This window comes from Streptomyces sp. NPDC001093 (assembly GCF_040298985.1).
Lineage (GTDB): Bacteria > Actinomycetota > Actinomycetes > Streptomycetales > Streptomycetaceae > Streptomyces.
Window position 1 is genome coordinate 1 of the sequence record NZ_JBEPBF010000183.1, and the last position, 15,296, is coordinate 15,296.

Sequence of the window (15,296 nt, forward strand, 5' to 3'; positions counted from 1 at the left end):
GCTCGCCCAGACCGGCAGCCAGCAATAGGGGCCCGTTACCGGCCCCCTGAGTGGAGCGGCGGGCCCCGCGCGGCCCCCCCCCCCCGCCGCCCCCCCCTTCTGTGAAGCTGGGGGAATGTACGCATACGGGGGACGCCGCAAGGCCCAACAGGACGCGGCGACGGTGGAGATCGGCTACGCGCTGGTGAGCGCCGCCTTCGCGGCGGCGGTGCTGTTCGGGGCCGTGGCCGGTCCGGCGCTGCTCTTCGACCTGCCGCCGCTGCCGTCCAAGGTCCTGCTGCGGCTCGGCATGGCGGTCGCACCGGTCGTGTTCGTGGCCCGCGTGGTGAGTGTGCTGGTGCGCTTCCGGCAGACGGCTCAGCCCAGCCAGCCGGGCCGTACCAACCCCGACTCATAGGCCAGCACGACGAGTTGGGCGCGGTCCCGGGCGCCCAGCTTCACCATCGTCCGGCTCACATGGGTCTTGGCGGTGAGCGGGCTGACCACCAGCCGACGGGCGATCTCCTCGTTGGACAGGCCGATGCCGACCAGCGCCATCACCTCCCGCTCCCGCTCGGTGAGCCGGCCGAGGGCGTCCGCCGCCGCGGGTTCCTTGGAGCGGGCCGCGAACTCCGCGATCAGCCTGCGGGTGACGCCCGGCGACAGCAGCGCGTCGCCCTGCACCACCGCCCGTACCGCGCGGAGGAGTTCGTCCGGTTCGGTGTCCTTGACCAGGAAACCGGAGGCGCCGGAGCGGATCGCCTCGAAGACGTACTCGTCCAGCTCGAAGGTGGTGAGCATGACCACCTTCACGTCCTTCAGCTCCGCGTCACCGGTGATGCGCCGGGTCGCGGCGAGACCGTCCAGCAGGGGCATGCGGATGTCCATCAGGACGACGTCCGGGCGCAGTTCGCGCACCTGGCGCAGCGCCTCCTCACCGTCGGACGCCTCCCCGGCCACCTCGATGTCCGGCTGGGCGTCGAGCAACGCCCTGAAACCGGCCCGCACGAGCGACTGGTCGTCGGCGAGCAGTACCCGGATCACTGGTCCTCCCTGGGGTGCGACGGCAGTACGGCGAGCACCCGGAAGCCGCCGTCGGGGCGCGGGCCCGCCTCGATGGTGCCACCCAGCGCGGCCGCCCGTTCCCGCATGCCGGCCAGCCCCTTCCCGCCGCCCCCGGCGTCGGCGCCGGTGGCCGGGCCGTCGTCGTCTATGCGCAGCCGCAGCGCGTCGCCGTCGTGGGCGAACCGCACGCGCGCGTGCCGCGATCCGGAGTGCCGTACGACGTTGGTCAGGGCCTCCTGGACGATACGGAAGGCGGCGAGGTCGGCACCGGGCGGCAGCTGCGGCGGCTCGCCCTCGACCTCCACGGTCAGCCCGGCCGCGGCGGCCTGTTCCACCAGCTCCGGCAGCCGGCCCAGGCCGGGAGCGGGGGCGCGCGGCGCGGCGCCGGGGGCGCGCAGGGTGTCGAGCACCTGGCGCACTTCGCCGAGCGCCTCCTTGCTGGCGGCCTTGATGGTGGTGAGCGCGGCCCGCGCCTGCTCGGGGTCGCTGTCGAGCAGCGCGAGCCCCATGCCGGCCTGGACGTTGATGACGGAGATGCTGTGCGCGAGGACGTCGTGCAACTCGCGGGCGATCCGCAGCCGTTCCTCGTCCGCGCGGCGTCGTGCCGCCTGGGCCCGGTCGGCGCGCTCCCGCGCCCACTGCTCGCGCCGCACCCGGACCAGTTCGGCCAGGGCTATGACGGCCAGCACCCAGGCGCCGACGCCGATCTCCTGATAGACGTTCGCGCCCTTGTCGCCCGAGGGCGGGAGCCAGCGGTAGAGCCAGAGGGCGACCAGGACGTGCCCCGCCCACAGCAGGCCGACGGCCCCCCACGCCGCCCGCCGGTGCCCGGCGACGACCGCGCTGAAGCAGCCGACGGCGACGGTCAGGAAGACCGGTCCGTAGGGGTAGCCCGCGGCGAGGTAGACGAGGGTCGCCGCCGCGGTGCCGTAGGCCACGGCCACCGGGTGCCGGTGCCGCCACAGCAGCAGGACCGATGCGACGAGCAGCAGCACGCGCGCGTAGCCGTCCAGGGGCACGCGGTGGGGCTGGCTGTGGGCCGCGAAGTGGGTGCCGATCAGGACGAACGCGGTGAGCAGCACGGTGGTGCGCCAGGGCCGGTGGGCCCGGTGCGGCTCCGTCTCGTCGGGTGCGCTCCACCACGGCGGACCGTGCCGCCGCCACCGGCCCGGGGCGCGCTGCTCTTCCATGCAGGCCACGGTAGACGCCGCCGGCCGGCACGGACGTCAGCCGGACGAGGTGATCACGCGTACTCCCGGAGAAGTACGGCAGCCTGTCCGCTCACTCTCCGTCCGCCAGGGCATTCACCTCGGCGGTGAAGAGCGTCTCCGGGTCGAAGCCCATGCCCGTGAAGTGACCGGCGAGTTCCAGGGAGAGGACCCCGTGCAGGCGGGTCCAGAACGCAAGGGCCCGGCGCAGCACGGGCGGCGGGGCGGGGTGGTCGCCCGCCCAGCCGTGATGGTCCGCGAGGTGGCTCTCGAGCGCGTCGGGCGACGCGGCCCGGGGCTCTTCGGCCGCGCAGACGTCCAGCAGGACAGCCATGATCTCCCGGGCGGTCGCGGTGGTGTCGTCCGGCGCCCGGTAGCCGGGGACCGGTGTTCCGTAGACGAGGAAATAGCGCTGGGGATCCTCCAGCGCCCAGCGGCGCATCGCCCGGGCCAGTCCGGACAGCCCCGAGCCTGCCTCAGCCGCGGCGCTGAACGTGTCCGCGAGGCTGCGGTAGGCATCCCGGACCAGCTCGGTGATCAGGTCGTCCCGGCCGCCGAAGTACCGGTAGAGGGCGGGGCCGCTCATGCCCAGCTCCTTGGCGATGGCGTTGAGGGACAGCCCCGACGCGCCCGAGGTGGCGATCTGATCCCAGGCCTTCGACTTGATCTCCGCCCGCACCTGGCTCCGGTACCGCTCCCGGGGACTCGCCGCGCCTGCCGCCATCGCCTTCACCCTCCTCGCCGACGTGGTTTCAACCTATCACTGTCGAGACAGGCCGTAACGGATTCGACAGCGAAGCATTGACATCAGAGCTAGGAGAAGTCATTTTAGTTATAGCTTCTAACGCAAGCGAAGCGCTCTACGTAGGTGTGGTGCATCAGCCACCCCTCTCCGACCCGGAGGTCGTCATGGAAAGCAAGAAGCTCGTCGAGGTCGTCCTGCCGGGCACGGTCGAGCCGGAGGAGTTGCTGCTCCGGCACCGGGACGTTCCGCTGCCCGGGGCCGGGCAGATCGTGGTGCGAGTGGAGGCCACCGGGGTCTCCTTCGCCGAGCAGCAGATGCGCCGGGGCCGTTACTACGACCAGCCGCCGTTCCCGTTCGTGCCCGGGTACGACCTGGTCGGCACGGTTCTCACGACCGGCACCGGCGTCACACCGGGCCTCGTCGGCAAGCGGGTGGCGGCGCTGGTCAAGGTCGGCGGCTGGGCGAGCCATGTGGTGCTCGACGCGGCCGACGCCGTGGAGGTGCCCGCCGGGATCGGTGCGGCGGAGGCGGAGACGCTGGTGGTCAACGGGATCACCGCGTGGCAGATGCTGCATCGCAAGGCCCGGGTGCGCAGCGGCGGAACGGTCCTGGTGCACGGCGCCAACGGCGGTGTCGGCACAGTCCTGGTCCAGCTCGCACGTGCGGCCGGCCTGAAGGTGATCGGTACGGCGTCCGCGCGCCACCACGAGGCCCTGCGCGAACTGGGTGTCACCCCCGTCGACTACCGCACCGAGAACGTCCCGGCCCGGGTCCGGGAACTCGCCCCCGACGGGGTCGACGCCGTCTTCGACCACCTCGGCGGGCGCAGCGTCACCGACTCCTGGCGGCTGCTCGCCCCCGGCGGGACCCTCGTCGCCTACGGCAGCGCCACCACCCGGGACGACTCGGGCTCCAAGCAGTGGCCCGTATTGAAGATCCTCGGCCGGGTGTGGTGGTGGAACACGCTGCCCAACGGCCGCCGCGCCTGTTTCTTCAACGTCTGGGCGGGTCGCGCCCTGAACAAGGACCGCTTCCGAAGCCGGCTGCGCGCCGACCTCACCCAGGTGTTCCACGCCCTGGAACGCGGCGAGGTCACCGCACGGATCGCCGCCCGGATGCCGCTCACCGAGGTCGCGGAGGCGATGCGGTTGGCGGAGTCCGGCACGGTGACCGGGAAGGTCGTCCTGATTCCTGGTGCCTAGGTGCGGACGGGAGCCGGGCCCGGCCTCCGGGCGTCACGGGCCGACCAGCCCCACGCCCCGGGCGAGCCGGGCCGCCGCATGCCGGAAGAAGGTCTCCCGGTCCTCCACCACCCGGTGGAACTGCCCGAACAGCTCGAAGCCGACCAGCCCGAACAGCTGGGACCAGGCCGCGACCAGCGCCAGGGCCGCCTCCGGGGGCAGGTCGGGCGCGAAGTCCGCCACCATGCGCTCGGCCTCGGGACGCAGCTCGGCGGGAAGGGGGAGATCGGCGAGGCCGGGACCCTGGAAGGCGTCACGGACGATGCCGATGAGGAGCAGGCCGACGCGCGAGGCGGCCGGGACGGTGGCTTCGGGGGCGGAGTAGCCGGGTACCGGCGATCCGTAGATGAGGGCGTACTCGTGGGGATGGGCGAGGGCCCAGGCCCGCACCGCCTCGCACACGGCCGTCCAGCGCCGCACGTGATCCGCGCCCGCGGCCGCCGCGTGGGCCGCCTCGGCCGCCTCGCCGAGGGAGTCGTAGGCATCGATGATCAGGGCGGTGAGCAGCTCGTCACGGCTCGGGAAGTAGCGGTACAGCGCCGAGGAGACCATGCCGAGCTCGCGCGCCACGGCCCGCAGCGAGAGCTTGGCCGCGCCCTCCTTCACCAGTTGTCTGCGCGCCTCTTCCTTGATGGCTGCCGTGACTTCCATCCTGGCCCGTGCCCGGGCGCCCCGTGCGGTGCTCATGCGAGCAGTGTGCCATGAACGGAGAGCGGCGCACACAAAAGAGAGCACTGCTCTTGCCCTGGAGCGCCTGTCTCCCCCACACTGAAGTCGAGCGAGAGCACCGCTCTCCCAAACCGTGGGGGTCACCATGTCGACACACGTCAAGAAGCCGGGCTGGTTCACCGTCAACGTCTTCAACCGGGCAGTCAGCTGGCTCACCCGGCGCGGCGTCAGTGTCTGGGGTTCCCGGGTCCTCGCGGTGCGCGGACGCAAGAGCGGACAATGGCGCACCACTCCGGTGAACCTGCTGACGGTGGACGGACAGCAATACCTGCTCGCCCCCCGGGGGCATGTCCAGTGGACCCACAACATGCGGGCGGCCGGCGGCGGCGAGCTGCGGCTCGGCAAGAACGTGGACGTCTTCACCGCCACCGAGATCGCCGACGACGACAAGGTGCCGCTGCTGAGGGCCTACCTCAAGCGCTGGAAGGCGGAGGTCGGGATCTTCTTCGACGGCGTCGGCCCCGACTCCCCGGACGAGGACCTGCGCCGCATCGCCCCCGACCACCCCGTCTTCCACATCACGGTCATGAACTGACCGGATCCTCCGCCGGGCTGCGGCCCCCGGCTCCGGACCGGCGCCGTCCCCCACCGGCGCGGTCCGGGCAGACCCTGGTCCAGGCCGGTCAGGACCCGGCCGGCTCCTCGACCGGCTCCGCCTGCCCCCGGTCCAGCGCGGTCAGGGCGCGCTGGGCGAGGGGGTGGATGCGGACGATCTCGCCGAGGGAGGTCGAGCCCTGGGTGATGTCTCGGAAGGCCCGCCACGCGGGGCGGAAGCCGGTGAGAGCCGCGTGGAAGAGGCCGGGGCGCCTCTCGAACACGGTCAGCAGGCGTTTGCCGACGCTCATCTCGACGCCGAGCCCGGCCTTGATCGCGAACGCGTAGTTCAGGGCCTGGCGGCGGGTGTCCACCGCGTCGTGCGCCTCGGCGATGCGCACCGCCCACTCCCCCGCGAGCCGGCCGGAGCGCAGCGCGAAGGAGATGCCCTCGCGGGTCCACGGCTCCAGCAGCCCTGCCGCGTCACCGCAGACCAGCACCCGGCCCCGGGACAGCGGCGAGTCGTCGGCGCGGCAGCGGGTGAGATGCCCGGAGGAGATGGCCGGCTCGAAGCCGGACAGGCCGAGGCGGGCGATGAAGTCCTCCAAGTACCGCTTGGTGGCGGCGCCTTCACCGCGCGCGGAGATCACACCGACCGTCAGGGTGTCCCCCTTGGGGAACACCCAGCCGTAACTGCCCGGCATCGGGCCCCAGTCGATGAGCACCCGTCCCTTCCAGTCCTGGGCGACGGACTCCGGGACCGGGATCTCCGCCTCCAGGCCGAGGTCCACCTGGTCCAGCTTCACCCCGACGTGCGCTCCTATGCGGCTGGCGCTGCCGTCGGCGCCGACGACCGCGCGGGCCAGCACCGTCTCGCCGCCCTGCAGGACCACGGCGACCGTGCGCCGGTCGGGGACCGCCGAGCCGTGCTGCTCGACCCGCTGCACCGTGACGCCCGTACGCAGCTCGGCCCCCGCCTTCTGGGCGTGCTCGACCAGCTGCTGGTCGAACTCGGGCCGGTTGATCAGCCCGAACAGCATCTGCTTGGAGCGGCGGGTGCGGGTGAAGCGGCCGTTGTTCGAGAAGGTGACCGCGTGCACCCGGTCGCGCAGGGGCAGCTCGAAGCCGGGCGGCAGCGCGTCGCGCGAGGGGCCGATGATGCCGCCGCCGCAGGTCTTGTAGCGCGGCAGTGCGGCTTTCTCCAGCAAGAGCACGCGGCGTCCCGCGACCGCCGCCGCGTAGGCGGCCGAGGCCCCCGCGGGTCCCGCGCCCACCACGACGACGTCCCACACCCGCTCCACGCCGTCCGCCGAAGAGTTCTCGCCGCTCACGTTGGTCTACCGCTCCGATCAAGCCGCTGCCGTAGTGTCCCCCGCATCCTACGGCGGCCGTCGTCGCAGGCCACTGTGGGAGTATCGGGGGCACATACCCTGTTCAAGCTGTTCAACGTCGCACCCACGAGGAGCGTGCCCATGTCGTCGAATCCGGTCGCCGAGACCGTCGCCTCGCTCATGCCCCGGGCCAAGGCGGAGCTGGCCGAACTGGTCGCCTTCAAGTCGGTGGCGGACTTCACGCAGTTCCCGAAGAGCGAGAGCGAGGCCGCCGCGAACTGGGTCGCCGACGCCCTGCGCGCCGAGGGATTCGTCGACGTGGCCCTGCTCGACACCCCGGACGGCACGCAGTCGGTCTACGGCTACCTGCCGGGCCCGGAGGGTGCTAAAACGGTTCTTCTCTACGCGCACTACGACGTGCAGCCGCCGCTGGACGAGGCCGGCTGGACCAGCCCGCCGTTCGAGCTGACCGAGCGCGACGGCCGCTGGTACGGCCGCGGGGCCGCCGACTGCAAGGGCGGCGTGATCATGCACCTGCTCGCGCTGCGCGCCCTGAAGGCGAACGGCGGCGTCCCGGTGAACATCAAGGTGATCGCCGAGGGCTCCGAGGAGCAGGGCACGGGCGGCCTGGAGCGGTACGCCGAGGAGCACCCGGAGCTGCTGGAGGCCGACACCATCGTGATCGGCGACGCGGGCAACTTCCGCGTCGGCCTGCCGACGGTGACCACCACGCTGCGCGGCATGACCCTGGTCCGCGTGCGGATCGACACCCTCGCGGGCAACCTGCACTCCGGCCAGTTCGGCGGCGCCGCCCCGGACGCGCTCGCCGCGATGATCCGCGTGCTGGACTCGCTGCGTACCGAGGACGGCTCCACGACGGTCGACGGTCTCGACGCCACGGGTACGTGGGACGGCCTGGAGTACACCGAGGAGCAGTTCCGCGCGGACGCCAAGGTGCTCGAGGGGGTCGGGCTGATCGGCAACGGCTCGGTCGCCGACCGCCTCTGGTCCCGCCCGGCCGTCACCGTGCTCGGCATCGACTGCCCGCCGGTCGTCGGCGCCACCCCGTCCGTGCACTCCAGCGCCCGCGCGCTGATCAGCCTTCGGGTGCCGCCGGGCGTGGACGCCACGGAGGCGACCAAGCTGCTCCAGGCGCACATCCAGGCACACACCCCCTGGGGCGCCCGGGTCACCACGGAGCAGGTCGGCCAGGGCCAGGCCTTCCGCGCCGACGCCACCAGCCCCGCCTACCAGGCGATGGCCGACGCGATGGCGGTCGCCTACCCGGGTGAGACCATGCAGTACGCTGGCGAAGGCGGCTCCATCCCGCTGTGCAACACCCTGGCCGGCCTGTACCCGCAGGCGGAGATCCTGCTCATCGGCCTCAGCGAGCCGGAGGCGCAGATCCACGCGGTCAACGAGAGCGTGCACCCGCAGGAGCTGGAGCGGCTGTCGGTCGCCGAGGCGCTCTTCCTGCGCAACTACGCGGCGGGCTGAGCCCTTCTGCCTCCGGCAGAGCGCCCTCGCCCAGGGGCGGGGGCGCCGCCTACCGTCGGCGCATGGACGTCATCGAACTGCTCCCCCGGCTGCACCTGCTGCGTTTCCCCGTCGGCCAGGCCTATCTCTGGCGCGACGACGAGGAGTTGACGCTGGTCGACGCGGGCACGATCGGCGCCGGCCGTGCGATCGCCGGGGCGGTCGAGGAACTGGGGCACGCACCCGGCGACGTACGGCGGATCGTGCTGACCCACTTCCACGAGGACCACGCGGGCGGGGCGGGCGAGTTCGCCGCACTGAGCGGCGCCGAGGTACTGGCGCACCATCTGGACGCGCCGTTCGTCCGTGGTGAACTCCCTGGCCCCGCCGCGCGGTTCGAGGGCTGGGAGCTGCCGATCCACGCGGCGGTGGCCGAGCACCTTCCCGACGGCACGCCGGTGCCGCCCGCCGCGGTCACCGGCGTGTCCGACGGCGATGTGCTGGACTTCGGCGGGGGCACCCGGGTCATCCACGTACCGGGGCACACCGACGGCAGCATCGCGCTGTTCCTGCCCGGGGACGGCGTGCTGTTCACCGGGGACACGGTGGCGGCCTCGCCGGTCGACGGATCGGTGATGCCGGGGGTGTTCAACCTCGACCGGCGCCAACTCCTCACGTCCCTTGGCCGGTTGGCCGGGCTGGAGGCGGAGGTGGCGTGCTTCGGGCACGGGGACGCGGTGCTGACGGGCGCCGCGGCGGCCCTGCGTGAGGTGGCGGCCACCGCCTGATCACCGGGCACACCCGCTGCCGCCCGGCGCCGGCCGCAAGGCGACGGGGCCGGGCGCCGGCGCGAGAGAGAGCGGCTGGCCATCGCACGACGCGTGTCTCGTCGCGTGGTCCCGCGGCGGGCCCGGCCGTCGCGGCGACCTGCTCAGCCGACCGGCACCCCGGCCTCCAGGTAGAGCGTGGTCCCCCGCTCGCGGGCCCGCAGTGCCCAGCGCAGCCGCTCGTAGCGGACCGGCGGCAGCATCGCGGCGGCCTCCTGCTCGCCGGCGAAGCGCCAGCCGCGCAGCTCCGGGCCCGGCAGCACCACCCGGGACGCCTCACCGGACTCCAGCCGTCCGCCGTCGAACAGCAGCCGCAGCCCGCCGAAGCCGGGCGGCACCGGCCGTTCCCAGTCCACCACGAGCAGCCGGGGCACCTCCCGCAGCCGTATCCCGGTCTCCTCGGCGACCTCGCGCATCCCCGCGCGGGCCGGTGCCTCGCCGCGCTCCACCACGCCGCCGGGGAACTCCCAGCCGGGCTTGTAGGTGGGGTCCACGAGCAGTACCCGGTCGCGCTCGTCGAAGAGCAGCACCCCGGCGGCGAGGGTCTCGGCGGTCGGCTCGGGGGTCTGCACGATGTCACAGGGCGGTACGGCTCCGCCGGCGACGGCGTCGGCGATGCGGACGGCGGTGGCGTACGGGGTGAGAGCGCTGGTGTCCACGAGGTGGGCGTCGGCGGTGAGCCAGGAGGCGAGGGCGGCGCGGTACGGCTCGATGTGGTCGTACGACCACTGCCGTATGCGCATCTCGCCCTCGGGCAGGTCGGGCGGGACCTCCCGCCCGGCTATTCGCTGGCGCAGGATCGTTTCAGCCGGGGCGAGCAGCAGATGGTGCACGGAGATCCTGCGGGCGGCGAGGCCGCCGAAGATCTCGTCGCGGTACTCCTGGCGGAGCAGGGTCATCGGCACCACGAGGGTCCCGCCCAGCTCGGCGACCATGGCGGCCGCCGTGTCGACCACGAGCCGGCGCCAGATCGGCAGATCCTGGAAGTCACCGACCTCGGCGAGGCGCTTGGCGGGCAGAAGGTGCGTGAGCCCCGAGCCGATGACCTCGGGGTCGAAGAGCGTGCTGTTCGGGATCAGCTCGATCAGTTCCCGTGCGGTGGTGGTCTTCCCCGCACCGAACGCGCCGTTGATCCAGACGACGGTCACGGACTCCCCCTCTTGTGTTGGCCCCCTGAGGCTTGCCCGCTCCACCCTGCCACGGAAACCCCGCCCCGGTGAGGGCGCCGGAACGGGAGTGCCGGTGCCCCCTTCGGCAGGGGCACCGGCACTCGCACCGTGGACCGTCGGCCCTACTGCTGCCCATGGGGCTGGTCGTCGATGGAGAGGCTCTCCAGGGTGACCGGGTGGCCGGCCGAGCCGAGCGTGTCCGGGACGTTGACCGAGTTGAGGCCGTCGAGGCCGTTGAAGCCGTTGAGGGAGCCCTTGTCCGCCGCGTGGGAGGGGGTGACGGCGGCCACGACGAATCCGGTGGCCAGGCTGGCGATGGCGAGCATGCTGCGCTTCTTCATGCACTGACCAACTGCGGACCGGGCCAGGAGTCACGCGGATACCCGCGAGCGGACGACTGGGGTCACTGTCCCGGCGGGAAGAGCCGGGTACCGTCCCGGCCGGCCGATCGGACTGCGGTACCGGCGGGTGGGCCGGGCTGCCGTCCTGGCGGGAGGCCGGACTGCTGTACCGGCGGGAGGCCGGACTGCTGTGCCGGAGGGAGGACCCTGCCGTCCCGGCGGGAGGACCGGGCTGCCGTCCCGACGGGTGGGCCGGGCTGCCGTGCCGACGGGAGGGCCGGGCTACCGTGCCGGCGGGAGGACGGGGCTGCCGTGCCGATGGGAGGGCCGAGCCACCTTACCGGCAGGAGAAAACCGGCTACCTCACCGGCGAGCAGCCCGGGCTACCGCCACGATGCGCGGGGCGAATTGCCTCACCGGCGGGCGGGCCGGGACACCGTACCGGCAGGAGGACCGGGCTACCGTGCCGGCGCGTGGGCCGGGCTGCCGTCCCGACGGGAGGGCCGAGCCATCTTACCGGCAGGAGAAAACCGGCTACCTCACCGGCGAGCAGCCCGGGCTACCGCCACGATGCGCGGGGTGGGTTGCCTTGCGGGCGCGGCCGCGCGGAGGAGTCCGACGGCACATCCACGTCGAGGGGCAGGGCGGCGCCGCGGTGGTGCGCAATGGGCCGGCCGCCATGTGCGGGCCGGTCGGCACGCTTCCTGCCGAGGCGACCGCGGGCTGCGGCCTGGGCGTGTCCCGCGCCTTCGTGTCCCGGCATCCCGAGCGCGTCATCTGCCTGCCGTGCCGCGGACACGCCCGGGAACGGCGCCGGTGGCTCGCCGGCCGGCCCGGAACGACCGTCGACCGGGCCCGGGTGGAGCGGGCCGCCGCCCATCACCGCGACCTGGCACGGCCGTTCGCCGCGCCGTGAGAGGCCGGACCGGCCGAAATCCGCTGGTCCGCCGTTGGGTGGGGCCGGTATCGTCCGACATCCCGACCTGCCCGCCGGCGCGGCAGGCCCCGACCGGAAACGCGACATCATGACCAGCCCGCTGCTGACCACGACCCTCTGGCGCCCCACGGGCCCCAAGGAGTTGGAACTGGTCCGCGCGCTCGACTGGCGGGCCTGGCCGCCCCGGCTCCCCGAGCAGCCGATCTTCTACCCGGTCCTCAACGAGGACTACGCGATCCGCATCGCCCGGGACTGGAACGTCCAGCACGACGGCGCCGGTTTCGTGACCCGGTTCGAGGTCGACACGGAGTTCCTCGCCCGGTATCCGGTCCGGCAGGCCGGCGGCGAGACGATCCTCGAACTGTGGGTTCCGGCCGAGGAGTTGGACGAGTTCAACGCCCATATCGTCGGACGGATCCAGCTTGTGCGGGAGTTCCGGTGAACGGACTCCCGGTCTTCCGCGCCGGAGCCGGTCGCACCGAGGACGTCGTACGCTCGGGCGACCGGCTCGTACGGGCCGCGGCCGGCCTGTCCGACACGGGACTCCGGGCCCCGTCGGGGCTGCCGGGGTGGACGCGGGGCCATGTGCTCGCCCACGTCGCCCACAGCGTCGACGCCTACGTCTGGCTGCTGCGGCTCGCGCACACCGGCCACGCACCGGGCCCCCGCGCGGACGCGGCGACCCTGGCCGCGGCGATCGAGCGGGACGCGGCGCTGTCCGCCGAGCGACTGGCCACCCGACTGCGCGGGAGCCTCGAGCGATTCGCGGCACAGGCACGCGCGTTGCCCGCCCCCGCCTGGGACCGTCTGGTCCCCGCGCTGGCCGGCTGGCGGCACCCGGCCTGGTACCTCCTGCTGCGCTGCCTGCGGGAGCTGGAGACGCACCACTTCGACCTGGGCGTCGGCCACGGCACCGCGCAGTGGCCCGACAGCTATGTCTCCTGGGCCCTGGACGACACCCTCACCACGCTGCGCGCCCAGGGTTTTCCGGTCGCCTCGGTGGAAGCCGTGGATCTCGGCCGGCGCTGGTCCGTGGCGTCGGAGGGACCGTCGGTCGCCGGGGCCGGGCACGAGGTGCTCGGCTGGCTCAGCGGACGAACTCCGGCCGCCGTACTGACGACCGACGGTCCCGCCCCTCTCCTCCCCGCCCCGCCGGCCTGGCCGCAGCCTCCGCTGCCCGGCTGGGGTCGCGTCGACGACGAGGCGTGAGCCCCGGAAGCGAACACATCCGAACGCCCGACAGCCAGTCATTACGTCAAACCCCCCTGCTGTCAACGCTTCTGACGACATATCGAACGGTCGGGGTCACCTCTCTTCCAACATAGTCCGACACGTCCTACCGTAAACGCGCACAGCTGACACATACATGACGCCCAGGCGCCGCCCTGCCGTCAGCCACCTTTCGCGAGTCGGAGGAACGTCAACGATGCGTCACCCTCACACCCGCACGACCCGCCACGCCCGCACACCCCTGCGAAGAGTCGTCGGCGCACTCACCACAGGCCTGCTGTGCGCGGCGAGCCTGGCCGGCCCCGCCCTCGCGGCTCCCGCCCAGCGCCCGGCCGCCCCGGCCCTGGCCGACGGTCTCGCCCTCACCCCGCCCATGGGCTTCAACAACTGGAACTCCACGCACTGCCGCGCGGACTTCAACGAGAGCATGGTCAAGGGCATCGCCGACCTCTTCGTGGCGAAGGGCCTGAAGGACGCCGGCTACCGGTACGTCAACCTGGACGACTGCTGGGCCCTGCCGCAGCGCGACGCCGACGGCAAGCTGGTGCCCGACCCGGCCCGCTTCCCGAACGGCATCAAGGCCGTCGCCGACTACGTCCACTCCAAGGGGCTCAAACTCGGCATCTACACCAGCGCCGGCACCAGGACCTGCAACAGCGCGGGCTTCCCGGGCGCGCTCGGCCACGAGTACAGCGACGCCGGGCAGTTCGCCGACTGGGGCGTGGACTACCTGAAATACGACAACTGCAACAACCAGGGCGTCGACGCCAAGCAGCGGTACACCACCATGCGGGACGCTCTCAAGGCGACCGGACGGCCCATCGTCTACAGCATCTGCGAATGGGGCGAGAACAAGCCCTGGCAATGGGCGGCGGACGTCGGCCATCTGTGGCGCACCACGGGTGACATCAGTGACGACTGGGGCTCGATGCTCTCCATCCTGAAGCAGAACCTGCCGCTCGCGCCGTACGCGGGACCCGGCCACTGGAACGACCCCGACATGCTGGAGGTCGGCAACGGCGGCATGACGGACACCGAGTACCGCTCGCACTTCTCCCTCTGGTCGGTCATGGCCGCGCCGCTGCTGATCGGCACCGACCTGCGCAAGGCCTCCCAGGCGACCTTCGACATCCTGGACAACAAGGACGTCATCGCCGTCGACCAGGACCCGCTGGGCAAGCAGGGCACGGTCGTCTCCTCGGCGGGCGGACGCTGGGTGATCGCCAAGGAGATGAAGGACGGCAGCCGCGCGGTCGCCCTGTTCAACGAGTCCGGCACCGCGCAGCGGATCGCCACCACCGCGTCCGCCGTCGGCCTGCCCGACGCCACCGCGTACACCCTGCGGGACCTGTGGCAGCACCGCAGCTACAACACCGCCGGCACCATCGCGGCCACCGTCCCCGCCCACGGCACGGTCCTGCTGCGCGTCTCGGCCGACCCGCGCTGGGCCGCGCACCCGCCCGCCGTGGAACTGGGCCTGGACGGCAGCCCGTTGCTGGAGGCGGCTACGCCCGCCACGCTGACCAGCACCGTCACCGACCTCGGCCGCACCCCCGCCCGCCGCGTGTCCGTGGCCCTGACCGGCCCCGACGGGTGGACCGTGCGGCCCTCGTCGCCGACCACGGCCACCGCCCTCGCCACCGGCCGGACCCTGCGCACCGGCTGGACCGTCACCGCGCCGGCCGGGACACCCACGGGGTCCTACGGCCTGACCCTCCAGACGCGTTACCTCTCACCGACCGGACAGGGCGTCACCAGCACCCTCCCGCTCACCGCGTCCGTCGTCGTCCGGCCGCCCGCCGGGACGTCGTACCTCAGCGACCTGCCCTGGCTGTCGGCGACCAGCGGCTGGGGGCCGGTGGAACGCGACACCAGCAACGGGGAGAGCGCCGCGGGCGACGGCCACCCGATCACCATCGGCGGCGCCGTGTACGCCAAGGGCCTCGGCGTGCACGCCGCGAGCGACGTCTCCTTCTACACCGGCAGGGCGTGCAGCAAGGTCGCCGCGGATGTCGGCGTGGACGACGAGAAGGGCACGAGGGGCACCGTGACCTTCGAGATCTGGGCCGACGGCACGAAGGTCGCCTCGACCGGCGTCCTGACCAACGCGATGCCCGCCCAGCCGATCAGCGCCGACATCACCGGCGCCCAGGTGGTCCACCTGGTCGTCACCGACGCGGGGGACGGCAACGACTCGGACCATGCGGACTGGGCGGATGCGCAAGTGAGTTGCTGAGGGTGCCCACCCGTCGGGGCGGTTGAGACCGTGCGCGGCTGCGGGTGAGTCCGGGCTGGCCGTGCCCACGCGGCGGAGCCACATGGCGATCCGGCCCCACGCCCTTTCGGGGCGCTGACCCCGGCTCAGACCCCCGCCGTCGCGTCCGGCCGCCGGGCCAGCGCGGCGGGCGCCGCCCCGACCAGGACCGCCTGCGTACCCATCAGCCCGGGCACGTACCTCAGGAGCAAGACGAAGTGCAAGGTGGG

The 15,296-nt window shown here is 73.0% G+C and carries 16 protein-coding genes; 9 read left to right on the top strand and 7 right to left on the bottom strand.

All coding sequences use genetic code 11. The annotated features are described in order from the left end of the window. Positions 1 to 115: 115 nt before the first annotated feature. Positions 116 to 397 carry a DUF6332 family protein gene (locus tag ABT288_RS45860; protein ID WP_351621796.1) on the top strand — a complete coding sequence of 94 codons (282 nt, stop codon included), beginning with the start codon at positions 116 to 118 and terminating at the stop codon, positions 395 to 397. Here ABT288_RS45860 and ABT288_RS45865 read toward each other — a convergent pair. The 3 genes from ABT288_RS45865 to ABT288_RS45875 form a co-directional block, all read right to left on the bottom strand. Further along, positions 358 to 1,023, bottom strand: coding sequence for a response regulator transcription factor (locus ABT288_RS45865; protein ID WP_351621799.1), 666 nt, complete (start codon positions 1,021 to 1,023; stop codon positions 358 to 360). The two genes, ABT288_RS45860 and ABT288_RS45865, sit on opposite strands and share 40 nt — an antisense overlap. Further along, positions 1,020 to 2,234, bottom strand: a complete 1,215-nt coding sequence (locus ABT288_RS45870; RefSeq protein WP_351621801.1) for a sensor histidine kinase — start codon at positions 2,232 to 2,234, stop codon at positions 1,020 to 1,022. The genes ABT288_RS45865 and ABT288_RS45870 overlap by 4 nt, the downstream gene beginning before the upstream one ends. A 91-nt stretch (positions 2,235 to 2,325) precedes the next feature. After that, on the bottom strand, positions 2,326 to 2,976 hold the full coding sequence (locus tag ABT288_RS45875; protein ID WP_351621804.1) for a TetR/AcrR family transcriptional regulator: 651 nt from the start codon (positions 2,974 to 2,976) through the stop codon (positions 2,326 to 2,328). A 185-nt stretch (positions 2,977 to 3,161) separates the two neighbouring features. On the opposite strand from ABT288_RS45875, the gene ABT288_RS45880 reads away from it, so the two are divergent. Further along, positions 3,162 to 4,199, top strand: a complete 1,038-nt coding sequence (locus ABT288_RS45880; protein ID WP_351621806.1) for a medium chain dehydrogenase/reductase family protein — start codon at positions 3,162 to 3,164, stop codon at positions 4,197 to 4,199. Between the two features lie 33 nt (positions 4,200 to 4,232). Here ABT288_RS45880 and ABT288_RS45885 read toward each other — a convergent pair whose 3' ends face one another. Further along, positions 4,233 to 4,925, bottom strand: a complete 693-nt coding sequence (locus ABT288_RS45885; RefSeq protein WP_351621808.1) for a TetR/AcrR family transcriptional regulator — start codon at positions 4,923 to 4,925, stop codon at positions 4,233 to 4,235. 127 nt (positions 4,926 to 5,052) lie between these two features. Between ABT288_RS45885 and ABT288_RS45890 the strand changes: the two genes are divergently transcribed. Continuing rightward, positions 5,053 to 5,502, top strand: coding sequence for a nitroreductase family deazaflavin-dependent oxidoreductase (locus tag ABT288_RS45890; RefSeq protein ID WP_351621811.1), 450 nt, complete (start codon positions 5,053 to 5,055; stop codon positions 5,500 to 5,502). A gap of 88 nt (positions 5,503 to 5,590) precedes the next feature. On the opposite strand, the gene ABT288_RS45895 is transcribed toward ABT288_RS45890, so the two are convergent. After that, positions 5,591 to 6,832 (bottom strand): geranylgeranyl reductase family protein, encoded by a 1,242-nt coding sequence (locus ABT288_RS45895; protein WP_351621813.1) that lies wholly within the window; start codon positions 6,830 to 6,832, stop codon positions 5,591 to 5,593. A gap of 141 nt (positions 6,833 to 6,973) precedes the next feature. On the opposite strand from ABT288_RS45895, the gene ABT288_RS45900 reads away from it, so the two are divergent. Further along, complete coding sequence (locus ABT288_RS45900) at positions 6,974 to 8,329, top strand: dipeptidase (RefSeq protein ID WP_351621815.1); 1,356 nt, start codon at positions 6,974 to 6,976, stop codon at positions 8,327 to 8,329. A 62-nt stretch (positions 8,330 to 8,391) separates the two neighbouring features. Next, a complete protein-coding gene (locus ABT288_RS45905) occupies positions 8,392 to 9,096 on the top strand; it encodes an MBL fold metallo-hydrolase (RefSeq protein WP_351621817.1) in 705 nt (234 codons plus the stop codon). Between the two features lie 143 nt (positions 9,097 to 9,239). On the opposite strand, the gene ABT288_RS45910 is transcribed toward ABT288_RS45905, so the two are convergent. Then, positions 9,240 to 10,283 (bottom strand): NUDIX hydrolase, encoded by a 1,044-nt coding sequence (locus tag ABT288_RS45910; RefSeq protein WP_351621820.1) that lies wholly within the window; start codon positions 10,281 to 10,283, stop codon positions 9,240 to 9,242. A gap of 143 nt (positions 10,284 to 10,426) precedes the next feature. Further along, positions 10,427 to 10,645, bottom strand: a complete 219-nt coding sequence (locus ABT288_RS45915) for a hypothetical protein (protein ID WP_351621823.1) — start codon at positions 10,643 to 10,645, stop codon at positions 10,427 to 10,429. A 589-nt stretch (positions 10,646 to 11,234) separates the two neighbouring features. Between ABT288_RS45915 and ABT288_RS45920 the strand changes: the two genes are divergently transcribed. The 4 genes from ABT288_RS45920 to ABT288_RS45935 all read left to right on the top strand — a co-directional run bounded on the left by ABT288_RS45920 (position 11,235) and on the right by ABT288_RS45935 (position 15,048). Beyond that, complete coding sequence (locus ABT288_RS45920; protein ID WP_351621826.1) at positions 11,235 to 11,561, top strand: hypothetical protein; 327 nt, start codon at positions 11,235 to 11,237, stop codon at positions 11,559 to 11,561. Positions 11,562 to 11,670: 109 nt separating this feature from the next. After that, positions 11,671 to 12,024 carry an ADP-ribosylation/crystallin J1 gene (locus ABT288_RS45925; RefSeq protein WP_351621829.1) on the top strand — a complete coding sequence of 118 codons (354 nt, stop codon included), beginning with the start codon at positions 11,671 to 11,673 and terminating at the stop codon, positions 12,022 to 12,024. Then, on the top strand, positions 12,021 to 12,791 hold the full coding sequence (locus ABT288_RS45930; RefSeq protein ID WP_351621832.1) for a maleylpyruvate isomerase family mycothiol-dependent enzyme: 771 nt from the start codon (positions 12,021 to 12,023) through the stop codon (positions 12,789 to 12,791). Before ABT288_RS45925 ends, ABT288_RS45930 begins: the two co-directional genes overlap by 4 nt. 217 nt (positions 12,792 to 13,008) lie before the next feature. Next, on the top strand, positions 13,009 to 15,048 hold the full coding sequence (locus ABT288_RS45935) for an NPCBM/NEW2 domain-containing protein (RefSeq protein ID WP_351621835.1): 2,040 nt from the start codon (positions 13,009 to 13,011) through the stop codon (positions 15,046 to 15,048). Positions 15,049 to 15,296 lie beyond the last annotated feature (248 nt).